Below are 17,532 nucleotides of genomic sequence, written 5' to 3'. Positions count from 1 at the left end.
AACGCGTCCGGCTCTCCGCCTCCCCGGAGCCGCGATGAAAAAACCGGGGAAGCACAACCGAGGAGACACATTCATGAAGATGCGCTACACGGCATTGGCAATGGCGGCGGCGATGGTCGCCGCGCACGGCGCATGGGCCGCAGAGCCCGAAGCCAAGAAATGGATCGACAGCGAGTTCCAGCCGTCGACCCTGAGCAAGGACCAGCAGGCGGCCGAGATGAAGTGGTTCATCGACGCGGCCAAGAAGCTGCAGGCCAAGGGCGTCAAGGAAATCTCGGTGGTGTCGGAGACCATCACCACGCATGAATACGAATCGAAGACGCTGGCCAAGGCCTTCGAGGAAATCACCGGCATCAAGGTCAAGCACGACCTGATCCAGGAAGGCGACGTGGTCGAGAAGCTGCAGACCTCGATGCAGTCGGGCAAGTCGATCTACGACGGCTGGATTTCCGACTCCGACCTGATCGGCACGCACTACCGCTACGGCAAGATGATGAACCTCACCGACTACATGGCCGGTGCGGGCAAGGAGTACACCAACCCCGGGCTCGACCTCAAGGACTTCATCGGCACCAAGTTCACCACCGCGCCCGACGGCAAGCTCTACCAGCTGCCCGACCAGCAGTTCGCCAACCTGTACTGGTTCCGCGCCGACCTGTTCGATCGCAAGGATCTGAAGGACAAGTTCAAGGCCAAGTACGGCTACGACCTGGGCGTGCCGCTGAACTGGAGCGCCTACGAAGACATCGCCGAGTTCTTCAGCGTCGACGTGAAGACCATCGACGGCAAGCCGATCTACGGCCACATGGACTACGGCAAGAAGGACCCGTCGCTGGGCTGGCGCTTCACCGACGCGTGGCTCTCGATGGCCGGCACCGCCGACATCGGCACCCCCAACGGCATGCCGATCGACGAGTGGGGCATCCGCGTGGCCGACGACAAGTGCACGCCCGTGGGCGCGGCCGTGTCGCGCGGCGGTGCGACCAACTCGCCGGCCGCCGTGTACGCGCTCACCAAGTACATCGACTGGATGAAGAAGTACGCGCCCAAGGAAGCCATGGGCATGACCTTCGGCGAAGCCGGCCCGGTGCCCGCGCAGGGCCAGATCGCCCAGCAGATCTTCTGGTACACGGCCTTCACGGCCGACATGACCAAGAAGGGCCTGCCCGTGGTGAACGAGGACGGCACGCCCAAGTGGCGCATGGCGCCCGGCCCGAACGGCCCGTACTGGAAGCAGGGCATGCAGAACGGCTACCAGGACGTGGGTTCGTGGTCGTTCTTCAACGGCCATGACGCCAACAAGACCGCCGCCGCCTGGCTCTACGCCCAGTTCGTGACCTCCAAGAGCGTCTCGCTCAAGAAGACCATCGTGGGTTTGACCCCGATCCGCGAATCGGACATTCAGAGCAAGGCCATGACCGACATGGCGCCCAAGCTGGGCGGCCTGGTCGAGTTCTACCGCAGCCCGGCCCGCGTGGCATGGACGCCCACCGGCACCAACGTGCCCGACTACCCCAAGCTGGCGCAGCTGTGGTGGAAGAACGTGGCCGAGGCCGTCACGGGCGAGAAGACCCCGCAGAAGGCCATGGACAACCTGGCCGACGAGATGGACAACGTGATGGGTCGCCTGCAACGCGCCGGCATGGCCCACTGCGCGCCCAAGCTCAACGCCAAGGGCGACCCGAACAAGTGGCTCAGCGACCAGCACGCCCCGTGGAAGAAGCTGGCCAACGAGAAGCCCAAGGGCGAGACCATCGACTACAACAAGCTGCTGAGCGCCTGGAAGGCCGGCAAGGTGCGCTGACCGGCGCTTCGCCAGCAGCAATTGCAAACAAGGGCCGCGCCGCGAGGTGCGGCCCTTTTTCGCTTTCTGGCGCCCTGGTTCGTCGGATTCACGCGACGCCATGACCTATGGCAGATGCACCTTTGAAAAGGTTCGCTTACATTCGACGGCCCCCGCCACGGCCCGCCAGTGAATCCAAGTTCTTCCAGCCCCACCGCCAGCCCTCCTGCCACCCCGAGCGCGCGTGTCAAACGCGTCCTGCTGATCCAGTACTCGCAGACCGGGCAACTCGACCGCGTGGCCGGGCAGATCGCCGCGCCGCTGCGCGCCGACCCGGGCATCGAATTGCGCGTGGAAACGCTGCGGCCGCTGCAGCGCTTTCCCTTTCCCTGGCCCTTCCTGACCTTCTTCGACGCGTTCCCCGAGTCGGCCCACCTGAAGCCGGGCCCGCTGGCGCCACTGACGCTCACGGGCGACGAAGACTTCGACCTCGTCATCCTGCCGTACCAGGTCTGGTTCCTGGCGCCTGCGCAGCCGGTCGTGGCCTTCCTGCAGCACCCCGTGGCGGCGCGGCTGCTCAAGGGAAAACCCGTGGTCACGGTCATTGCCTGCCGCAACATGTGGCTGCTGGCCCATGAAAAGCTCAAGGGCCTGCTCGCCGCCACCGGCGCGCGCCTGATCGACAACGTGGTGCTCACCGACCCGGGTCCCACGCTCGCCACCTTCTTCACCACGCCGGCCTGGCTCATCTGGGGCCGCAAGCGCGGCTTCTGGGGCATGCCCGACGCGGGCCTGAGCGAGGAACAGATCCGCGGTTGCGGCCGCTTCGGCCGGGCCTTGTGCGACGCGTTGCATGAAGGCCGAGAGCAGGGCGATGCGCCCCTGCTGGCCGGGCTGGGCGCGGTGCGCGCGCAGGCGCGGCTGCTCATCAGCGAGAAGGCCGGCACGCGCAGCTTCTACCTCTGGGGCAAGCTGATCATGGCGGCCGGCGGGCCGGGCGCGGCGGTGCGCAAGCCGCTGCTCTTGCTGTACGTGCTGTTTCTGCTGGCACTGATCGTCACCGTCGTGCCGGTGAGCCTGACGCTGCAGGCCCTGCTGCGGCCGTTGTTCCGAGGGTGGCTGACTAAAATGACGGCTCAATTCGAGCGCCCGTCGGGCTCTGCCACGGACCGGCTCCCTCTCTATGACGACTGATGTTTTCCTGACCCGCACCGCTGCCTTCCTGCCTTTTTCTCCGGTCAGCAACGAAGACATCGAAGAAGTGCTGGGTCGCATCGGCGGCAAGGTGTCGCGTGCGCGACGCCTCATCCTGCGCAGCAACGGCATCCAGTCGCGCCACTACGCCATCGACCGCGCCACCGGCCAGCTGGCCATGACCAACGCGCAGCTCACCGCCGCGGCCATCCGCGCGCTGGGCGACGACATCGGCCAAGTCGACTGCCTGGCCACCGGCACCTCGCTGCCCGACCAGCTCATGCCCAACCACGCGGTGATGGTGCACGGCGAACTGGGCTGGCCCCGGCTCGAAGTGGTGGCCTGCGCCGGCATCTGCCTGGCCGGCGCGGCGGCGCTCAAGCATGCGTGGCTGTCGGTGCGCGCGGGCGATGCGCGGCGCGCGGTCGCCACGGGCTCCGAGCTGGCCTCGGCCGTGATGCGCGGCATCAACTTCGAGGCCGAGCTCGAGCACAAGCTCGAAGCGCTCGAAGCCCGCCCCGAGATCGCTTTCGAGAAAGACTTCCTGCGCTGGATGCTGTCCGACGGCGCCGGCGCGGTGCTGCTGGAGCGCGAGCCGCGCGGGCCGCTGTCGCTGCGTGTCGAATGGATCGAGCTGTCGTCGGCGGCGCACGAGCTGCCGGTGTGCATGTACGCCGGCGCCGACAAGAACGCGCAGGGCGGCCTCGACGGCTGGGCCCGCACCTCGCCGGCCGACTGGCAGCGCGACTCGACCTTCGCCGTCAAGCAGGACGTGCGCCTGCTCAACGACAACATCGTGCGCGCCACGCTGGCCGAGCCGCTCGCGGCCATCATCGAGCGTCGCGGGCTGAAGACCGACGACATCGACTGGTTTTTGCCGCACCTGTCGTCGCACTATTTCGTCGAGCCCGTGGCCGCAAGCCTGGCCGCGCTGGGCCTGCCGATTCCGCGTGAGCGCTGGTTCAGCAACCTCGCGACCAAGGGCAACACGGGCTCGGCCTCGCCGTACATCATGCTCGACGAGCTGTTCCGCTCGGGCCGCATCAAGCCCGGCCAGAAGCTCCTGATGTTCGTGCCCGAAAGCGGCCGCTTTTCGAGCGGCTTCATCTACCTGGAGGCTGTGTAGCCATGGACCTCGATGCCGTGCCACAGGAGGGCAACGCGACCCTCGCCGGCCATTCCAAGCTGATGTACGCCCGCGACGCGCAAGGCCGCGTCGTCACCACCACCTCGAAGGGCTGGGAGGCGGAAGAGATCGTCACCAGCCACGCGGTCGATGTGCTCATCGAGCAGGCGCAGGAGGCCAAGGCGCGCGTGAAGGCCGGGCTGGCTTCGCCGCTCGAGTACTGGATGTACGAGCGCCGCATGGACGTGGCACTGCTCTCGCAGACCAGCGGCTTCTGGCAGTGGCGCGTGCGCCGCCACCTGCAGCCGCGCCATTTCGCCGCGCTGTCGCCGGCCCAGCTCGCCCGCTACGGCCAGGCGCTGGGGCTGCCCGTTTCCACCCTGCAAGGCCTGCCGTGAACTTCCAACACCAACAGGCGGCGCACTGCGAAAGCGGCGTCATCTCCAGCCTCATGCGCCACCACGGCGCGCCGATGAGCGAGGCGATGGCGCTGGGGTTGTCGTCGGCGCTGTCGTTCGCCTACCTGCCGTTCATCAAGCTGTCGGGCCTGCCGCTCATCTCGTACCGCATGCCGCCCAAGGCCATCATCAAGGGCCTTTTGGCACCGATGGCCGCGCGCTTTCGCTTCGAGACCTTCCGCAGCCCGCAAGCGGGGCAGCAGCGGCTGGACGCGCTGCTGGCCGACGGCCAGCTCGTGGGCCTGCAGACCTCGGTCTACTGGCTGCCGTACTTTCCGCCCAACATGCGCTTTCACTTCAACGCGCACAACCTGCTGGTCTACGGCAAGGACGGCGACGACTACCTGATCAGCGACCCCGTGTTCGAGGAGCCCGTGCGCTGCGCGAGCGAAGACCTGTCGCGCGCGCGCTTCGCCAAGGGCGTGCTGGCGCCCAAGGGCCTCATGTACTACCCGCAGGCCATCGAGCGCAAGGCGGTCGACGCCGCCTCGGTGACCCAGGCCATCCGCAAGACTGTGCGCAACATGCTCGCGCCCATTCCCATCGTCGGCGTGCGCGGCATGCGCACGCTGGCCAAGCGCATGCAGAAGCTGTCGCCCAGCGATCCGCGCAGCGTCGACTTCATCGGCCACCTGGTGCGCATGCAGGAAGAAATCGGCACGGGCGGGGCGGGCTTTCGCTTCATCTACGCGGGCTTCCTGCAGGAGGCCGCGCAGCTGCTCGACAAGCCGCAGCTCACGCAGATGTCCGAACGCCTGATCGCCATCGGCGACGGCTGGCGCGCGTTCGCGCTCAAGGCGGCGCGCATGGTGAAAGGGCGCGAGCCGGTCGATCCGGTGGCGCTCGCCGGCAAGCTGCGCGAGCAGGCGCAGCAAGAGGAAACCTTCTTCCGCGACCTCAAGGCCGCCGTCGCCTGATGCTCGAGCTTCACCAGCTCGGCTACCGCTACCCGCACGCTGACAAGGCCGCGCTGGCCGACGTGTCGCTCGCCGTGCCGCGCGGTTGCGTGCTGGGCCTGCTGGGGCCGAACGGCGCCGGCAAGACCACGCTGATCTCGCACCTGTCGGGCGCGCTCGCGGTGCAGTCGGGCGACATCCGCATCGACGGCCAGCCGCTGCAGCAGGTGCGCGCCAAGGCGCCCACGCGCATCGCCGTGGCGCCGCAGGACCAGGCCTTCTATCCGATGCTCACCGTGGCCGAGAACCTGGCCTGCTTCGCCGCGGCTAGCAGACTTTCGGGTGCGCGCAAGAAGGCGCGCATCGACACCTGCACGCAGTTCGCGCAGCTCGAACAGTTCGCGGGCGTGCGTGCCGAGCGGCTCTCGGGCGGCCTGAAGCGCCGGCTCAACCTCGCGATCGCCTTGCTGCCCGAACCCGAGCTGATGCTGTTCGACGAGCCGACGGTGGGTGTCGATCCGCAGTCGCGCGCCTTCATCCTCGATGCGATCAAGAGCCTGGCGCAGGCCGGCGCGGCGGTGATCTACGCCTCGCACTACATGGAAGAGATCGAGGCCATCGCCGACCGCGTGGCCATCCTCGACCAGGGCCGCGTGCTGCGCGAAGGCCCGCTCGACGCGCTGCTGTCGCAAAGCGCGATGCTGCTGACCCTGGCCGCCGACGGGCTCGACGCGCAGAGGCTCTCGCGCTTCGGCACGGTGGAGCAGGGCGCGGCGCACTGGCGCATCCACCTGAACCTAGGCACCGGCCCCGGCCCCGTGCTGGCCGCGCTCGAAGCCGAGGGCATCGAGGTGCGCCAGGCCGAGTTCGGCCGGCACGACCTCGAGCAGCTCTTCATGGCGCTCACGCACCGTTCGCTGCGCGACTGACCGAACGCCATGCTCTTTGCGCTCATCAAGAAGGAACTGCTGGCCCTCGTGCGCGACATGCACGGGCTGGCCGTGCTGTTCGTGATGCCGATGGTGTTCATCGTGCTGATGTCGCTCACGTTGAAGGACATCTACCGCCCGCCGCTGGCCGAGCTGAGCTACGCGGTTGATGCGCGCGACAGCGGCACGCCCGCCAAATGGCTGCTGCAGATCTGGCAGCGCAGCCACGGCGCACCGCAGCCGCTGGGCAGCGACTGGCAGGCGCGGTTGCGCAGCGGCACGCTCAAGTACGTGATCGTGCTGGAACCCGGCCTGTCGGACGAACTGGAATCGGCCGCGCTCTCCACGCGCGCCCACATCCGCCTGCTGGCCGAACCCGGCATCGACGCCAACCTGTTCAACGCGCTGCGCGCCGAACTCATCGGCGCTTCGGGCGAACTCAAGGCGCGGCTCGCGCTGGCGGTGCCCGGCACGGCCAGCCCCGCGCCCGATGCGTCCATCCAGGCGATGGTGCAGGCCGAGCGCTTCGCCACCGCCGGCCCGCGGCCCACGTCGGTGCAGCAGAACGTGCCGGCCTGGCTGGTGTTCGGCATGTTCTTCGTGGTGGCCTCGCTGTCCAGCCTGTTCGTGCAGGAGCGCGGCTCGGGCGCGCTCGGCCGACTGCAGAGCCTGGGCGTGTCGCGTTCGATGCTGCTCGCTTCCAAGGCCTTGCCGTATCTCGGCGTGAACGCGCTGCAGGCGCTGCTGATGCTGGCGGCGGGCATCTGGTTCATGCCGCTGATCGGCGGCGATGCGCTCTCGCTCGTGGGCATCCACTGGGGCGGCCTGCTGCTGTCGCTGGCGGCCGTGAGCCTGGCGGCGGTGAGCCTGTCGCTGGCGGTGGCCTGCCTGGTGAAGAGCCATGCGCAGGCCGCCACGCTCGGGCCGATGGTGAATGTGCTGATGGCGGCGGCGGGCGGCATCATGGTTCCCAAGTTCGTCATGCCGGGCTTCATGCAGCGCATGGTCGAAATCTCTCCCATGAACTGGGGGCTCGAAGCGTTGCTCACCGTGCTGCTGCGCGGCGGCGGCGTGGCCGAGGTGCTGCCGCAGGTCGGCCGGCTGGTGGCGTTCGCGGCCCTCATGTTCTTCGTGGCTGTCTTTCTGTTTCGCAGGCGCGCACCGTGACGAGCACCGTTTCTTCTCCTGAATTCATCGCCCGCCTCAAGGCCCTCGTGCTCGAGGCTGTCGAAAAAGACGCGCCGCCCGGCGGCCTCGGCGACGACGAGCCGCTGTTCGGCCCCGAGGCGCGCCTGGACCTCGACTCGCTCGACGCGCTGCAGGTGTCGATGGCGATCCAGCAGCACTTCGGCCTGCGCATGCCTGACAGCAAGGACACGCGCCGCGCCATGACCTCCATCGCGCACCTGGCGGAGCACCTGGCGCAAGCGGGCAAGGCATGAGTCCTGTGTACCTGGCCGGCATGGGCCTGGCCTGCGTGCTCGGCGACGATGTGCCGTCGGCGCTCGCGGCATTGCGGCGCGGTGGTGTGCCGCCCACGCCGGTGACCGTGGCTGACGGCCTGCAGTGGCCGGTCTACACGCTGGCGGTGCCGCCCGGTGACTGGGCGCAGCGCGTGCAGCACACGGTGCGCCGCGTGGTCGCGCAGACCGGCGAGGGGCTGGACCGGCAGGGGCCTCTGTTCGTGGCCTCGTCGTCGCTCGACATCGGGGCCATGGAACATGCGCAGCACGACGCGCGGCTCAGCGGCGACCTGCAGGATTTCGCCGACATCGCCGCCGCCGCGCTCGACTGGCAAGGCCCGGTCTTCACCGTCTCGACCGCCTGCACCTCGGCGCTCAACGCGATGCTGGCGGCGGCCGACATGGTGCGCGCGGGCGAGGCGCGCGAGGCGCTGGTGATCGGCGCCGAACTCGACAACCGCTTCACCGTGGCCGGCTTCGGCGCGATGCAGCTGCTGGCGCCCGACAGCGCACGGCCCTTCGGCGCGGGGCGCCAGGGGCTGGTGCTCGGCGAAGCGGTGGCGGCGCTGCGGCTCGGATCGCAACCCGCGCGCTGGGCGCTGCTGGGCGGCGCCAACGTGGTCGACGGCCGCAACCCCTCGGGCACCGAGGCGAGCGCGGTGCGCGCGATGTGCCGCGACACGCTGGCGCGCAGCGGCCTGCAGCCCGCGGACATCGACCTCATCAAGGTGCAGGCCGCCGGCAGCCCGGTCAACGACGCGATCGAGGTCGAGGCGCTGCGGCAGGTGTTCGCGCCGCTGCCGCCGCTGGTGTCGCTCAAGTCGGCGATCGGCCACACGCTCGGCGCGGCCGGGGCGGCGGAGCTGGCTCTGCTGGTCGGCTGCATCGAAGGCGGCGCCTGGCCGTCGGTCGGCTACGCGCTGGACGAGACGCTGGGCATCGCGCTGAGCGACAGGCCGCCGGCACGGCTGCGCCACATCCTGCTCAACGTGGTGGGCTTCGGCGGCGGGCATGCGTCGCTGGTGCTCAAGGATTGCAACGCCGCATGAGCCACGCTGCAACCCCCTGGCGCACCGTCGCCCATGTCGTGGCGCATCCGCCGCCCGACGACTGGCGCGACGCGCTGGCGACCCGCCTGGGCCGCCGGCCGCGCCGCGTCGGCCTGTGGACCGAGCTGGCGATGTACGGCGCGCTGCGTTGCCTCGACGCGGCCGGCGAAGCCGCGCTGCCGGCGGGCGCGCGCCTGCGCGTGACCAGCCGGCGCGGCGCGTGGGAGGCCACGCGCGCGGGGCTGGCGCAGCTCGACGCGGGCCTGCCGATGCCCTTCACCTTCATGCAGGGCCAGCCCGCGCTGATGCTGGCCGAGGTCGGCCGCAGCCTCGACTGGCAGGGCGATGCGAGCTTCATGCTGTGCCGCGATCTCGCGCGGCCGCTGGCGCTGTCGCAGCTCGGTGCGGGGCGTGACGGGCTGTTGTTCGGGGTGGTGGAGGAGACGTTCGGCGACGTGCCGCCGCGCTCCGAATGGTGGCGGCTGGTGCCGACCGATCAGGCGGCGATCGAACGCTGAAGGTTCTCGCGCGCCCGCGCTTCGAGCAGTGCGTGCATGCGCGGCGTGGCATAGATCGCCGGGCGAGCTAGAAAGCGCTGGAGGATCGCGCGCCGGCGCGGCAGGCGAATCTCCTCGGGAACGAAACCGTATTCCGCATGCACCTGGCGCTCGTATTCGTCGAAGCGCGCACGCTCGGCGCCGAGGATCGACAGGTCGATGTCGATCAGCAGCTCCGCGTCGCGGCCCTCCGGCACGGCGTCGTGGCGCGTGGCCATGACGAGCGCGTGGACGCGCTCGGCCGACGCATCGCTGGCACAGGCGGCCTGCATCGCCTGCCGCGCCCAATCGGCGCTGCGCGCCTCGTTGTCATGCGCATGCACGTCGTAGATCGCATCGTGGAACCACAGCGCCAGCGCGACTTCGCCGGGGCGTTCGGCCAGCGCCTGTTCCCGGTCGAACCACGCGAGGCATTCGCCCAGGTGCTGCATCGTGTGGTAGTGGCGCTGCGGCTCGCCGTAGCGGCGTTGCAGTTCGAGCCGCAATGCGTCGTCGGGCGCGGCCACGCCCAGCGCCTGCCAGGCGGCGGTCCAATTCGCGTGCAGCGCCTGCGGTGTCATCGCGGTTATTGCTCCATCGCGGCCTTGACCTCCTGGCCGAGGTCGAGCACCGACATCGCGTAGTAGCTGCTCCAGTTGTAGCGCGTGATCACGTAGAAGTTGCGCGTGCCCGCGACATAGGTCGGCGGCGCGTCGAGGCCGTTCTGCAGCTCGATGAGCGCCAGCAGACCCTTGTGCTTCAGGCCCTCGCCCTCGGGCACGGCGCCCGCGGCCACGAAGCTGTCGGCACTGAAGGTCGGCAGGATGTCGGGCGCCAGCAGCAGCGCCTTCTTCAGGCGCGCTTCCTCGAAGTGCACCGGATAGATCGACGGCATGCCCGGCGTCCAGCCGAAGCCCTTGAAGTAGCTCGCCACCGAGCCGATCACGTCGACCGGGTTGTTCACGAGGTCGATGCGGCCGTCGCCGTCGAAGTCGACCGCGTACTTGGCGATGCTGCTGGGCATGAACTGCGGCATGCCCATGGCGCCGGCGTAGCTGCCCACGGGTGTGAGCGGGTCGTCGGCGGTGCGGCTTTCGGTGCTCAGGAAGCTCTCGAGTTCGCCGCGGAAGAAGGCGATGCGCTCGGCCGCGCGTGGGTGGCCCTGCGGGAAGTCGAAGGACAGCGTGGCCAGCGCATCGATCACGCGGAAGTTGCCCATGTTGCGGCCGTAGATGGTCTCGACGCCGACGATGCCGACGATGATCTCCGGCGGCACGCCGTAGGTGGCCTCGGCGCGCGCGAGCGTCTCGGCGTTGGCGCGCCAGAAGCGCACGCCGGCCGCGATGCGCACCGGGTCGATGAAGCGGCTGCGGTAGGTCTGCCAGTTCTTCACCGTGCCGACCGGGCCCGGCAGCATCAGGCGCGGCACGTTGGGCAGGAAGCGCGCGGCACCGATGGTGGCGCGCACCCAGTCGCGGTCGAGGTTGCGGCGCTGGGCGACGTCGTCGGCGAACGCCATGGCGTCGTCGCGCGTGGCGTAGGGGGTGCTGCCGCGCACCGGCGTGACGGCGGGGCGGCCATTGGCCTGGGGCTTCTGGGCCAGGGCGCCCGTGGGCCAGGCGACGCAGGCGGCGAGGAGGGCGGTGGCGGCCACTGCGGCGCGCAAGGGCGTGGGAAAGGCGTGTGACATGGGCACGATTGTGCCGCCCGTGCGCATGCGCACTTTCGGGGGACACATGTGGTTGCAGCCGCGCGTCAGGCGCGCGGCGGCGTGGGCGGCCAGGGCAGCCGGCGGAACTCGGCGCGCAGCGCGGCGAGCGAGGCCGATGGGCCGGATGCGGCGGGTGCGTAGCGCTGGGCTTCGAGCTTCAGCAGCCAGTCGCGCACGGCTTGCGCGGCGGGCCCGAAGCGGGCATCGGCGGCCTGGGCCATCTGGCGCGGCGGCGCTGTCTCGGGCAGCGGCAGGCCGGCCTTGGCCAGGCGCGCGCGGGCCCGGCCCAGCAGGCGCAGCCACGGGTCGTGCCGGCTGCGCTCCCACAGCGTCCAGCCGGCGCCGGCCAGGCTCGCGGCCACCAGCAGGTACAGCAGCACGTAGCCCAGGTCTTCCAGGCTCGGGGCGTTGAAGCCGAGGGTCTTGAGCAGGTCGAGCTGGCGGCTCTGCGTGTAGTTGAGCACCCACTGGTTCCAGCCGTTGTTCACGGCCTCCCAGGCGGCGCGCAGGTTCTGCACCAGCGTCGGGCTCATGACGCCGATGGCGCCTGCGAACAGTCCGGGCTGCGGCGTGAGGCGCTGGAACTGCCCGATGCGCCCCGGCGCGACCGAGCCGGTCGGGTCGACGCGCACCCAGCCCGCGCCCTCTTGCCACACCTCGGCCCAGGCGTGGGCGTCGCTCTGGCGCACCACCCAGTAGTTGTCGACGTTGTTGAGCTCGCCGCCCTGGTAGCCGGTGACGATGCGCGCCGGGATCTGCAGGTTGCGCATCAGCACCACGAAGGCCGAGGCGATGTGTTCGCAGAAGCCTTCCTTGCGGTCGAACCAGAACTCGTCGGCGGTCTCGTTGCCATACACGCCGGGCTCCAACGTGTAGGTGTAGCCGCCGGTGCGCAGGCGTTGCAAGGCGGCCTGCACGAAGGCGTTGGCATCGGCGCCGGCCAGCGCGGGGTCGGCACGCATCTGGGCGGCGAGGGCGGCGGTGCGCGGGTTGCTGCCGGGCGGCAGCACCAGGTAGGGCTGGAGCCGGCCACCGGTGCGCACGATCGGGCCGCTCTGGAACTGTGGATGGCTCTCGGCGCGGTAGCGCACGAGGTCCATGATCGGCCGGTTCACGAACCACTGCAGGTCGGGTGTGCCGGTGACCTCGTAGCCGGGCACCTCGGGCGCACGTGGCGCGGCGTCGAGCGTGAGCAGCCACGGGCGCTGGCTGGCTTCGAGCGTGACCTCGTAGCGCACCGGCTCGCCGCGCGTGCGCAGGTTCGGCATCGCCTGCCCGCTGCGCGCCCAGGTCGGCAGCGCGGTCCACTCGCGGCCGTCGAACTGCGCCAGCACGGGGCCGCGGAAGTACAGCTGGCTTTGCGGCGGCGCGCGGTTGTCGTCGAACTTGATGCGCGCCGCGATGCTCCCGTCGAGCGCCAGCTCGGCGATGGTGCCGACCCGCATCGTGTTCGACAGGCCGGTGCGCCCGGCCATGGCGTCGCCGGGCGTGCCCCACAGCGGCGCGAAGCGCGGGAACAACAGGAACAGGGCGAGCATCACGGGCGCGCCCGCCAGTGCCATCCAGCCGGCCAAACGCGCAGCCTGCATCAACGGCGGCCGGCCCACGGGCATGTGGGCGTTGACCAGCGCCGTCAGCAGGCCCAGCAGCGCCAGCAGCATGGTGAAGGCGGTGAGCAGCGACTGCGAATAGAAGAAGTTCGTGAGCATCGCGAAGAAGCCCAGGAAGAAGACCACGAAGGCGTCGCGCCGCGCGCGCAGCTCCAGCGTCTTGAGCGCCAGCAGGCACACGACCAGCGTGACGCCCGCGTCGCGGCCCAGCAGCGTGCGGTGGGTGGCGTAGGTGCCGGCCAGCGCCAGCGCCAGCAGCGCGATGCGCCACCACTTGCTGGGCAGCGGGCGCGCCTGCACTGCCAGCGAGGCGCGCCACAGCAGCACCATGGCAGTGATGGCCGAGCACCACCAGGGCAGCTCGTTCACCTGCGGCAGCAGGATGAGGCCGATGACGCACAGCAGGAACAGCGTGTCCCGTGCGTCCCTCGGCAGCGCGGTGAGTTCGCGTACGACCCGATTCATGCGGCGACCTCGTTCATGCGCACAGCGCCAGCGCCTCGAGGCAGGCGCGCCGGTGCGCCTCGCCCTGCGACGGTTTCACCGTGCGGCCGGCGACGCGCACGCCGTAGTCCACGCCCAGCCGGTCGGCCATCAGCACCCAGGCGCACAGGCGTGACAGGCGGGCCTCGATGTCGGGCAGCGCGGCGGCGTGCGCGTCGAGCCAGAGCTCTTCGCGCTGCGTGTGCTGCGTGTCGCGGCTCACGAGGTCTTCGGAGCCGTTGGCCTGCGCGCGGGCGGCCTTCTTCCAGACCACGAGCTTGAGCGGATCGCCGCGCCGGTAGGCGCGCACGCCGTCGTACTCGCCGGCGTTCTGCGCCCGCATCGCGGCCGACGCGGCGGCTGGGCCGGACAGGGGTTCGCCCGGCGGCAGCGGCGGCGGATGGGCTTCGGGCGTCGGGTACACGAGCAGCTGCGCGGCCGGGCGCCAGACCGTCCACACGCGGAAGGTGCCGAGCGGAAAACGCGTCTCGGCCGTCAGCGGCGGCACCGGGTGCAGGCCGCGCCGCTCGGGCTGGAAGGCGATCTCCACCGTGGCCGTGCCTTCGGCGGGCACGTCGGTCCAGGCCCACTGGCCGCTGCCGCGCACGGCCATGCCGATGCCGTAGCGCACGCTGCGCCGTTCGTTGTGCAGCACCACGCGCAGCACCGCCGCGGCGCCCGCGAACTGCGCCTCGGGCGGCACCATGCGCAGCGCCAGCCCGCGCAGCGTGGCGTGGCACACATGCATGCCCACCGCGACGCTGCCGGCCAGCAGGAAGGTCAGCAGGTAGCCCAGGTTGAGCTGGTAGTTGATCGACGCCACCAGCAGCACCAGCAGCGTGGCCGCCAGCGTCCAGCCGGCGCGCGTGGGCACGATGTAGACGTTGCGCTGGGTGAGCTCGAGCGTGTCCGACGGGGCCCGGCGCGAGAGGAACCAGCCGTCGATGCGCGAGCGCAGGACGCCGACAGGGCTCACGGCAGCGGCACCTCGGCGATCATGGCGCGCACCTGTTCGACGGCGCCGCGGCCGGCGTCGCCCACCGGCGTGAGGCGGTGCGCGATGGTCTGCGGCAGCACGGCCTGCACGTCGTCGGGCGCGACGTAGTTGCGGTTGGCCAGCAGCGCCTGCGCCTTGGCGGCGCGCAGCACGGCGATGCCCGCGCGCGGCGACAGGCCCTGCAGGAACCAGCGGCCCGAGCGGGTCGCGGCGATCAGGTCCTGCAGGTAGTTCAGCAGCGGCTCGGCCGCATGCACCTGCTGCACGCGCTGCTGCAGGGCGGTGAGCTCGCCGGCGGTCAGCATCGCGGGCAGGCCGGCGAGCATCTCGCGGCGGTCGGCACCGGCCAGCAGCTGGCGCTCGGCCGCGCGGTCTGGGTAGCCCAGCGAGATGCGCATCAGGAAGCGGTCGAGCTGCGACTCGGGCAGCGCGAAGGTGCCGAGCTGGTCCTGCGGGTTCTGCGTGGCGATCACGAAGAAGGGCGAGGGCAGGGGGCGGGTCTCACCCTCGACCGTGACCTGCTTTTCTTCCATCGCCTCGAGCAGCGCGCTCTGGGTCTTGGGGCTGGCGCGGTTGATCTCGTCGGCCAGCAGCACCTGCGCGAAGATCGGCCCGGGGTGGAACACGAAGGCCTGCTGGCCCCGGTCGTAGATCGCCACGCCCGACAGGTCGCCCGGCATCAGGTCGGCCGTGAACTGCACGCGCGAGAACTGCAGGCCGAAGGTGTGCGAGAGCGCATGGGCCAGGGTGGTCTTGCCGACCCCCGGCACGTCCTCGATCAGCAGGTGCCCGCCCGCCAGCAGACAGGCCACGCAGTCGCGCACCTGGGCCTCTTTGCCAACAATCACCGTGTTAAGCTGACTCAGCAAAGTGGCTAGCTTCGCAGCAACGTCCATATTTGTATCCATATGCAAACGATACCGTAAGACCTTGCGGCCCCATGCTGCGTGAGGTCTAGACGCGACGACACGAGACACGGCGAGAGATGGGCAAGACAGGCTACTTCACGCATCGCGACTTCTGGAAGCACGACATGGGCAACGGGCATCCCGAATGCCCCGAGCGGCTGGATGCCATCGAAGACCGGCTGCTGTTGACCGGCGTCGGCGACGCGCTGGCGCGGGGCGAGGTGCCCCTGGCCACGCTGGAACAGATCACCCGGGCCCACAGCCACGCGCATGTCGAACACCTCGAGGAGCTGCAGCAGCGCCTCGTGGCCGATGCGCCCGCCGGCGGCCCCGACCATGCGCAGGTCGACCCCGATACCGTGCTCACCCGCTTCACCCTGCTGGCCGCGCGCCGCGCCGCGGGCGCCGCCGTGGCGGCCACCGATGCCGTGATGGCCGGCGAAGTCGAGAACGCTTTCTGCCCCGTGCGCCCGCCGGGCCACCATGCCTGCCGCGAGCAGGCCATGGGCTTTTGCTTCTTCAACAACGTGGCCATTGCCGCGCGGCACGCGCTCGAGGTGCATGGCCTGGACCGCGTGGCCATCGTCGATTTCGACGTGCACCACGGCAACGGCACCGAGAACATCTTGTCGAACGATCCGCGCGTGCTGATGGTCGGGTTCTTCCAGCATCCGTTCTATCCGTACAGCGGCACCGAGCACCCGGCCTCGAACATGCTGAACCTGCCGATCCCGGCCTACACCAAGGGCATGGACGTGCGCGAGCTGGTCGAGGCGATCTGGATGCCCCGGCTCGAGGCCTTCAAGCCGCAGATGGTGTTCATCAGCGCCGGTTTCGACGCCCACCGCGAGGACGAGCTGGGCCAGCTCGGCCTCAACGAAAACGACTTCGCCTGGATCACCGGCCGCGTGCGCGATGTCGCCAAGCGCCACGCGCGCGGGCGCATCGTCTCGCTGCTCGAGGGCGGCTACCACCTGGACGCCCTGGCGCGCAGCGTGGAAGCGCACATCCGCGTGCTGGCGGACCTGTAACCCGGTTGGCGCCCGCGGGGCGTCCTGTTTCTTTCATCGATGAATTTCAATTTCGACGACTTCCTCCAGCGCCTGCGACAGGTCGACGCGCACGGCCTGGGCATCGAACTCACCGTGCTCGTGACCTGCGTGGCCGTGGCATGGGCGGTATGCAAATGGTTCGGGCGCGACCAGCCCAAGGATTCGATCTGGTTCGGCGAGCGCACCTTCGACGGCCTGCTGTTCCCGTTGCTTGCGCTGGTGCTCACCGGCATTGCGCGTCGCCTGGCGCTCGACCTGCTGCCGGTGGTGCTGGTGCTGCGCATCGCCGTGCCGGTGTTCCTGTCGCTGGCGGTCATCCGCCTGGTCGCGCGGGTGCTGCGGGCCGTGTTCCCCACCTCCAGCCTGGTGCGGCTGATCGAGCGCACCATCTCGTGGCTGGCCTGGATCGCCGCCGTGCTGTGGATCGTCGGGCTGCTGCCGCCGGTGCTGGCCGAACTGGACGACATCACGCTGGCCTTCGGCAAGACCCGCGTGAGCCTGCAGACCATCATCCAGGGCGCGTTGTCGGCCGGGCTGGTGCTGATGATCGCGCTGTGGATCTCCAGCACCATCGAGAAGCGCATCCTGCGCGAGGCCGTGAGCGACCTGTCGATGCGCAAGGTGGCGTCGAACGCGGTGCGTGCCTTCCTGCTGCTGATCGGCCTCTTGTTCGCGCTGTCGGCGGTGGGGGTCGACCTCACGGCGCTGTCGGTGCTGGGCGGCGCGCTGGGCGTGGGCCTGGGCTTCGGCCTGCAGAAGCTGGCGGCCAACTACGTGAGCGGTTTCGTGATTCTGCTGGAGCGCTCGATCCGCATCGGCGACAACGTGAAGGTCGACACCTTCGAAGGCCGCATCACCGACATCAAGACGCGCTACACGCTCATCCGCGCGGGCAACGGGCGCGAGGCGATCGTGCCGAACGAGTCGCTCATCACCGGCCGTGTCGAAAACCTGTCGCTGGCCGACCGCAAGTTCAACATCACGACCAACATCGTGGTCGGCTACGAGAGCGACGTGGCGCAGGTGCAGGGCATCCTGTGCGACGCCGCCAAGGCCCAGCCGCGCGTCATGACCGATCCGGCGCCCATCGCCTACCTCGTCACCTTCGCGCCCGACGGCCTGGAGTTCAGCCTGAACTTCTGGGTCGCTGACCCTGACAAGGGCAAGGACAACGTGCGCTCGGCCATCAACATCGCCATCCTCGAAGGGCTGCGCGCCGCCCGCATTGACATTCCCTATCCGCAGCGGGTGCTGCGAGTGGAATCTTTGCCGGCGGGAGTGGCCGCAGCGCCTCCCGCTGTTTTATAATCACGGAAAAGCACGATCGTTCTTTTTTA

Annotated in this window: 17 protein-coding genes; 12 read left to right on the top strand and 5 right to left on the bottom strand. The window is 69.8% G+C overall.

Annotated elements, in window-relative coordinates:
* Window positions 1–73: 73 nt before the first annotated feature.
* From AC1RLW_RS08160 to AC1RLW_RS08115, 10 genes are all read left to right on the top strand, one after another.
* Window positions 74–1,804, top strand: a complete 1,731-nt coding sequence (locus AC1RLW_RS08160) for an ABC transporter substrate-binding protein (protein ID WP_070059465.1) — start codon at window positions 74–76, stop codon at window positions 1,802–1,804.
* Window positions 1,805–1,972: 168 nt separating this feature from the next.
* The gene (locus AC1RLW_RS08155; protein ID WP_493192713.1) at window positions 1,973–2,977 is read left to right on the top strand and encodes a dialkylresorcinol condensing enzyme; all 1,005 of its coding nucleotides are present in this window, start codon (window positions 1,973–1,975) and stop codon (window positions 2,975–2,977) included.
* Entirely contained in the window at window positions 2,967–4,103 is a 1,137-nt protein-coding gene (locus AC1RLW_RS08150) for a beta-ketoacyl-ACP synthase III (protein WP_493192712.1), read from the top strand. Before AC1RLW_RS08155 ends, AC1RLW_RS08150 begins: the two co-directional genes overlap by 11 nt.
* Window positions 4,104–4,105: 2 nt before the next feature.
* Window positions 4,106–4,501 carry a DarG family dialkylresorcinol biosynthesis protein gene (locus tag AC1RLW_RS08145; protein WP_095947356.1) on the top strand — a complete coding sequence of 132 codons (396 nt, stop codon included), beginning with the start codon at window positions 4,106–4,108 and terminating at the stop codon, window positions 4,499–4,501.
* Window positions 4,498–5,478: a BtrH-related acyltransferase DarH gene (gene darH, locus AC1RLW_RS08140; RefSeq protein WP_062476720.1), complete on the top strand. Its 981-nt coding sequence runs from the start codon at window positions 4,498–4,500 to the stop codon at window positions 5,476–5,478. The genes AC1RLW_RS08145 and darH overlap by 4 nt, the downstream gene beginning before the upstream one ends.
* Window positions 5,478–6,386 carry an ABC transporter ATP-binding protein gene (locus AC1RLW_RS08135; RefSeq protein ID WP_493192711.1) on the top strand — a complete coding sequence of 303 codons (909 nt, stop codon included), beginning with the start codon at window positions 5,478–5,480 and terminating at the stop codon, window positions 6,384–6,386. The genes darH and AC1RLW_RS08135 overlap by 1 nt, the downstream gene beginning before the upstream one ends.
* A 9-nt stretch (window positions 6,387–6,395) precedes the next feature.
* Window positions 6,396–7,553: an ABC transporter permease gene (locus tag AC1RLW_RS08130; protein ID WP_493192710.1), complete on the top strand. Its 1,158-nt coding sequence runs from the start codon at window positions 6,396–6,398 to the stop codon at window positions 7,551–7,553.
* Complete coding sequence (locus tag AC1RLW_RS08125; protein ID WP_062476711.1) at window positions 7,550–7,828, top strand: acyl carrier protein; 279 nt, start codon at window positions 7,550–7,552, stop codon at window positions 7,826–7,828. Before AC1RLW_RS08130 ends, AC1RLW_RS08125 begins: the two co-directional genes overlap by 4 nt.
* Window positions 7,825–8,898, top strand: a complete 1,074-nt coding sequence (locus AC1RLW_RS08120) for a beta-ketoacyl synthase N-terminal-like domain-containing protein (protein WP_493192709.1) — start codon at window positions 7,825–7,827, stop codon at window positions 8,896–8,898. Before AC1RLW_RS08125 ends, AC1RLW_RS08120 begins: the two co-directional genes overlap by 4 nt.
* Window positions 8,895–9,416, top strand: a complete 522-nt coding sequence (locus tag AC1RLW_RS08115) for a hypothetical protein (RefSeq protein WP_493192708.1) — start codon at window positions 8,895–8,897, stop codon at window positions 9,414–9,416. The genes AC1RLW_RS08120 and AC1RLW_RS08115 overlap by 4 nt, the downstream gene beginning before the upstream one ends.
* Here the strand turns inward: AC1RLW_RS08115 and AC1RLW_RS08110 are convergent.
* The 5 genes from AC1RLW_RS08110 to AC1RLW_RS08090 form a co-directional block, all read right to left on the bottom strand.
* Window positions 9,395–10,015, bottom strand: a complete 621-nt coding sequence (locus tag AC1RLW_RS08110) for an HD domain-containing protein (protein WP_493192707.1) — start codon at window positions 10,013–10,015, stop codon at window positions 9,395–9,397. The two genes, AC1RLW_RS08115 and AC1RLW_RS08110, sit on opposite strands and share 22 nt — an antisense overlap.
* Before the next feature lie 5 nt (window positions 10,016–10,020).
* Window positions 10,021–11,124, bottom strand: coding sequence for a lytic murein transglycosylase B (mltB, locus tag AC1RLW_RS08105; RefSeq protein ID WP_062482271.1), 1,104 nt, complete (start codon window positions 11,122–11,124; stop codon window positions 10,021–10,023).
* 65 nt (window positions 11,125–11,189) lie between these two features.
* On the bottom strand, window positions 11,190–13,220 hold the full coding sequence (locus tag AC1RLW_RS08100) for a transglutaminase TgpA family protein (RefSeq protein ID WP_493192706.1): 2,031 nt from the start codon (window positions 13,218–13,220) through the stop codon (window positions 11,190–11,192).
* Window positions 13,221–13,233: 13 nt separating this feature from the next.
* Window positions 13,234–14,214, bottom strand: a complete 981-nt coding sequence (locus AC1RLW_RS08095) for a DUF58 domain-containing protein (RefSeq protein ID WP_493192705.1) — start codon at window positions 14,212–14,214, stop codon at window positions 13,234–13,236.
* A complete protein-coding gene (locus tag AC1RLW_RS08090) occupies window positions 14,211–15,131 on the bottom strand; it encodes an AAA family ATPase (protein ID WP_062482262.1) in 921 nt (306 codons plus the stop codon). Before AC1RLW_RS08090 ends, AC1RLW_RS08095 begins: the two co-directional genes overlap by 4 nt.
* Window positions 15,132–15,220: 89 nt before the next feature.
* Between AC1RLW_RS08090 and AC1RLW_RS08085 the strand changes: the two genes are divergently transcribed.
* Both AC1RLW_RS08085 and AC1RLW_RS08080 read left to right on the top strand, forming a co-directional pair.
* Window positions 15,221–16,174 carry a histone deacetylase family protein gene (locus AC1RLW_RS08085; RefSeq protein WP_056583365.1) on the top strand — a complete coding sequence of 318 codons (954 nt, stop codon included), beginning with the start codon at window positions 15,221–15,223 and terminating at the stop codon, window positions 16,172–16,174.
* Window positions 16,175–16,213: 39 nt separating this feature from the next.
* Window positions 16,214–17,503: a mechanosensitive ion channel family protein gene (locus AC1RLW_RS08080; protein ID WP_493192704.1), complete on the top strand. Its 1,290-nt coding sequence runs from the start codon at window positions 16,214–16,216 to the stop codon at window positions 17,501–17,503.
* Window positions 17,504–17,532: the final 29 nt, after the last annotated feature.

The organism is Variovorax sp. GW822-FHT04A09, from assembly GCF_058801005.1.
The sequence above is the reverse complement of the archived record's forward strand: the minus strand, read 5'-3'. Positions and strand labels throughout refer to the sequence as shown.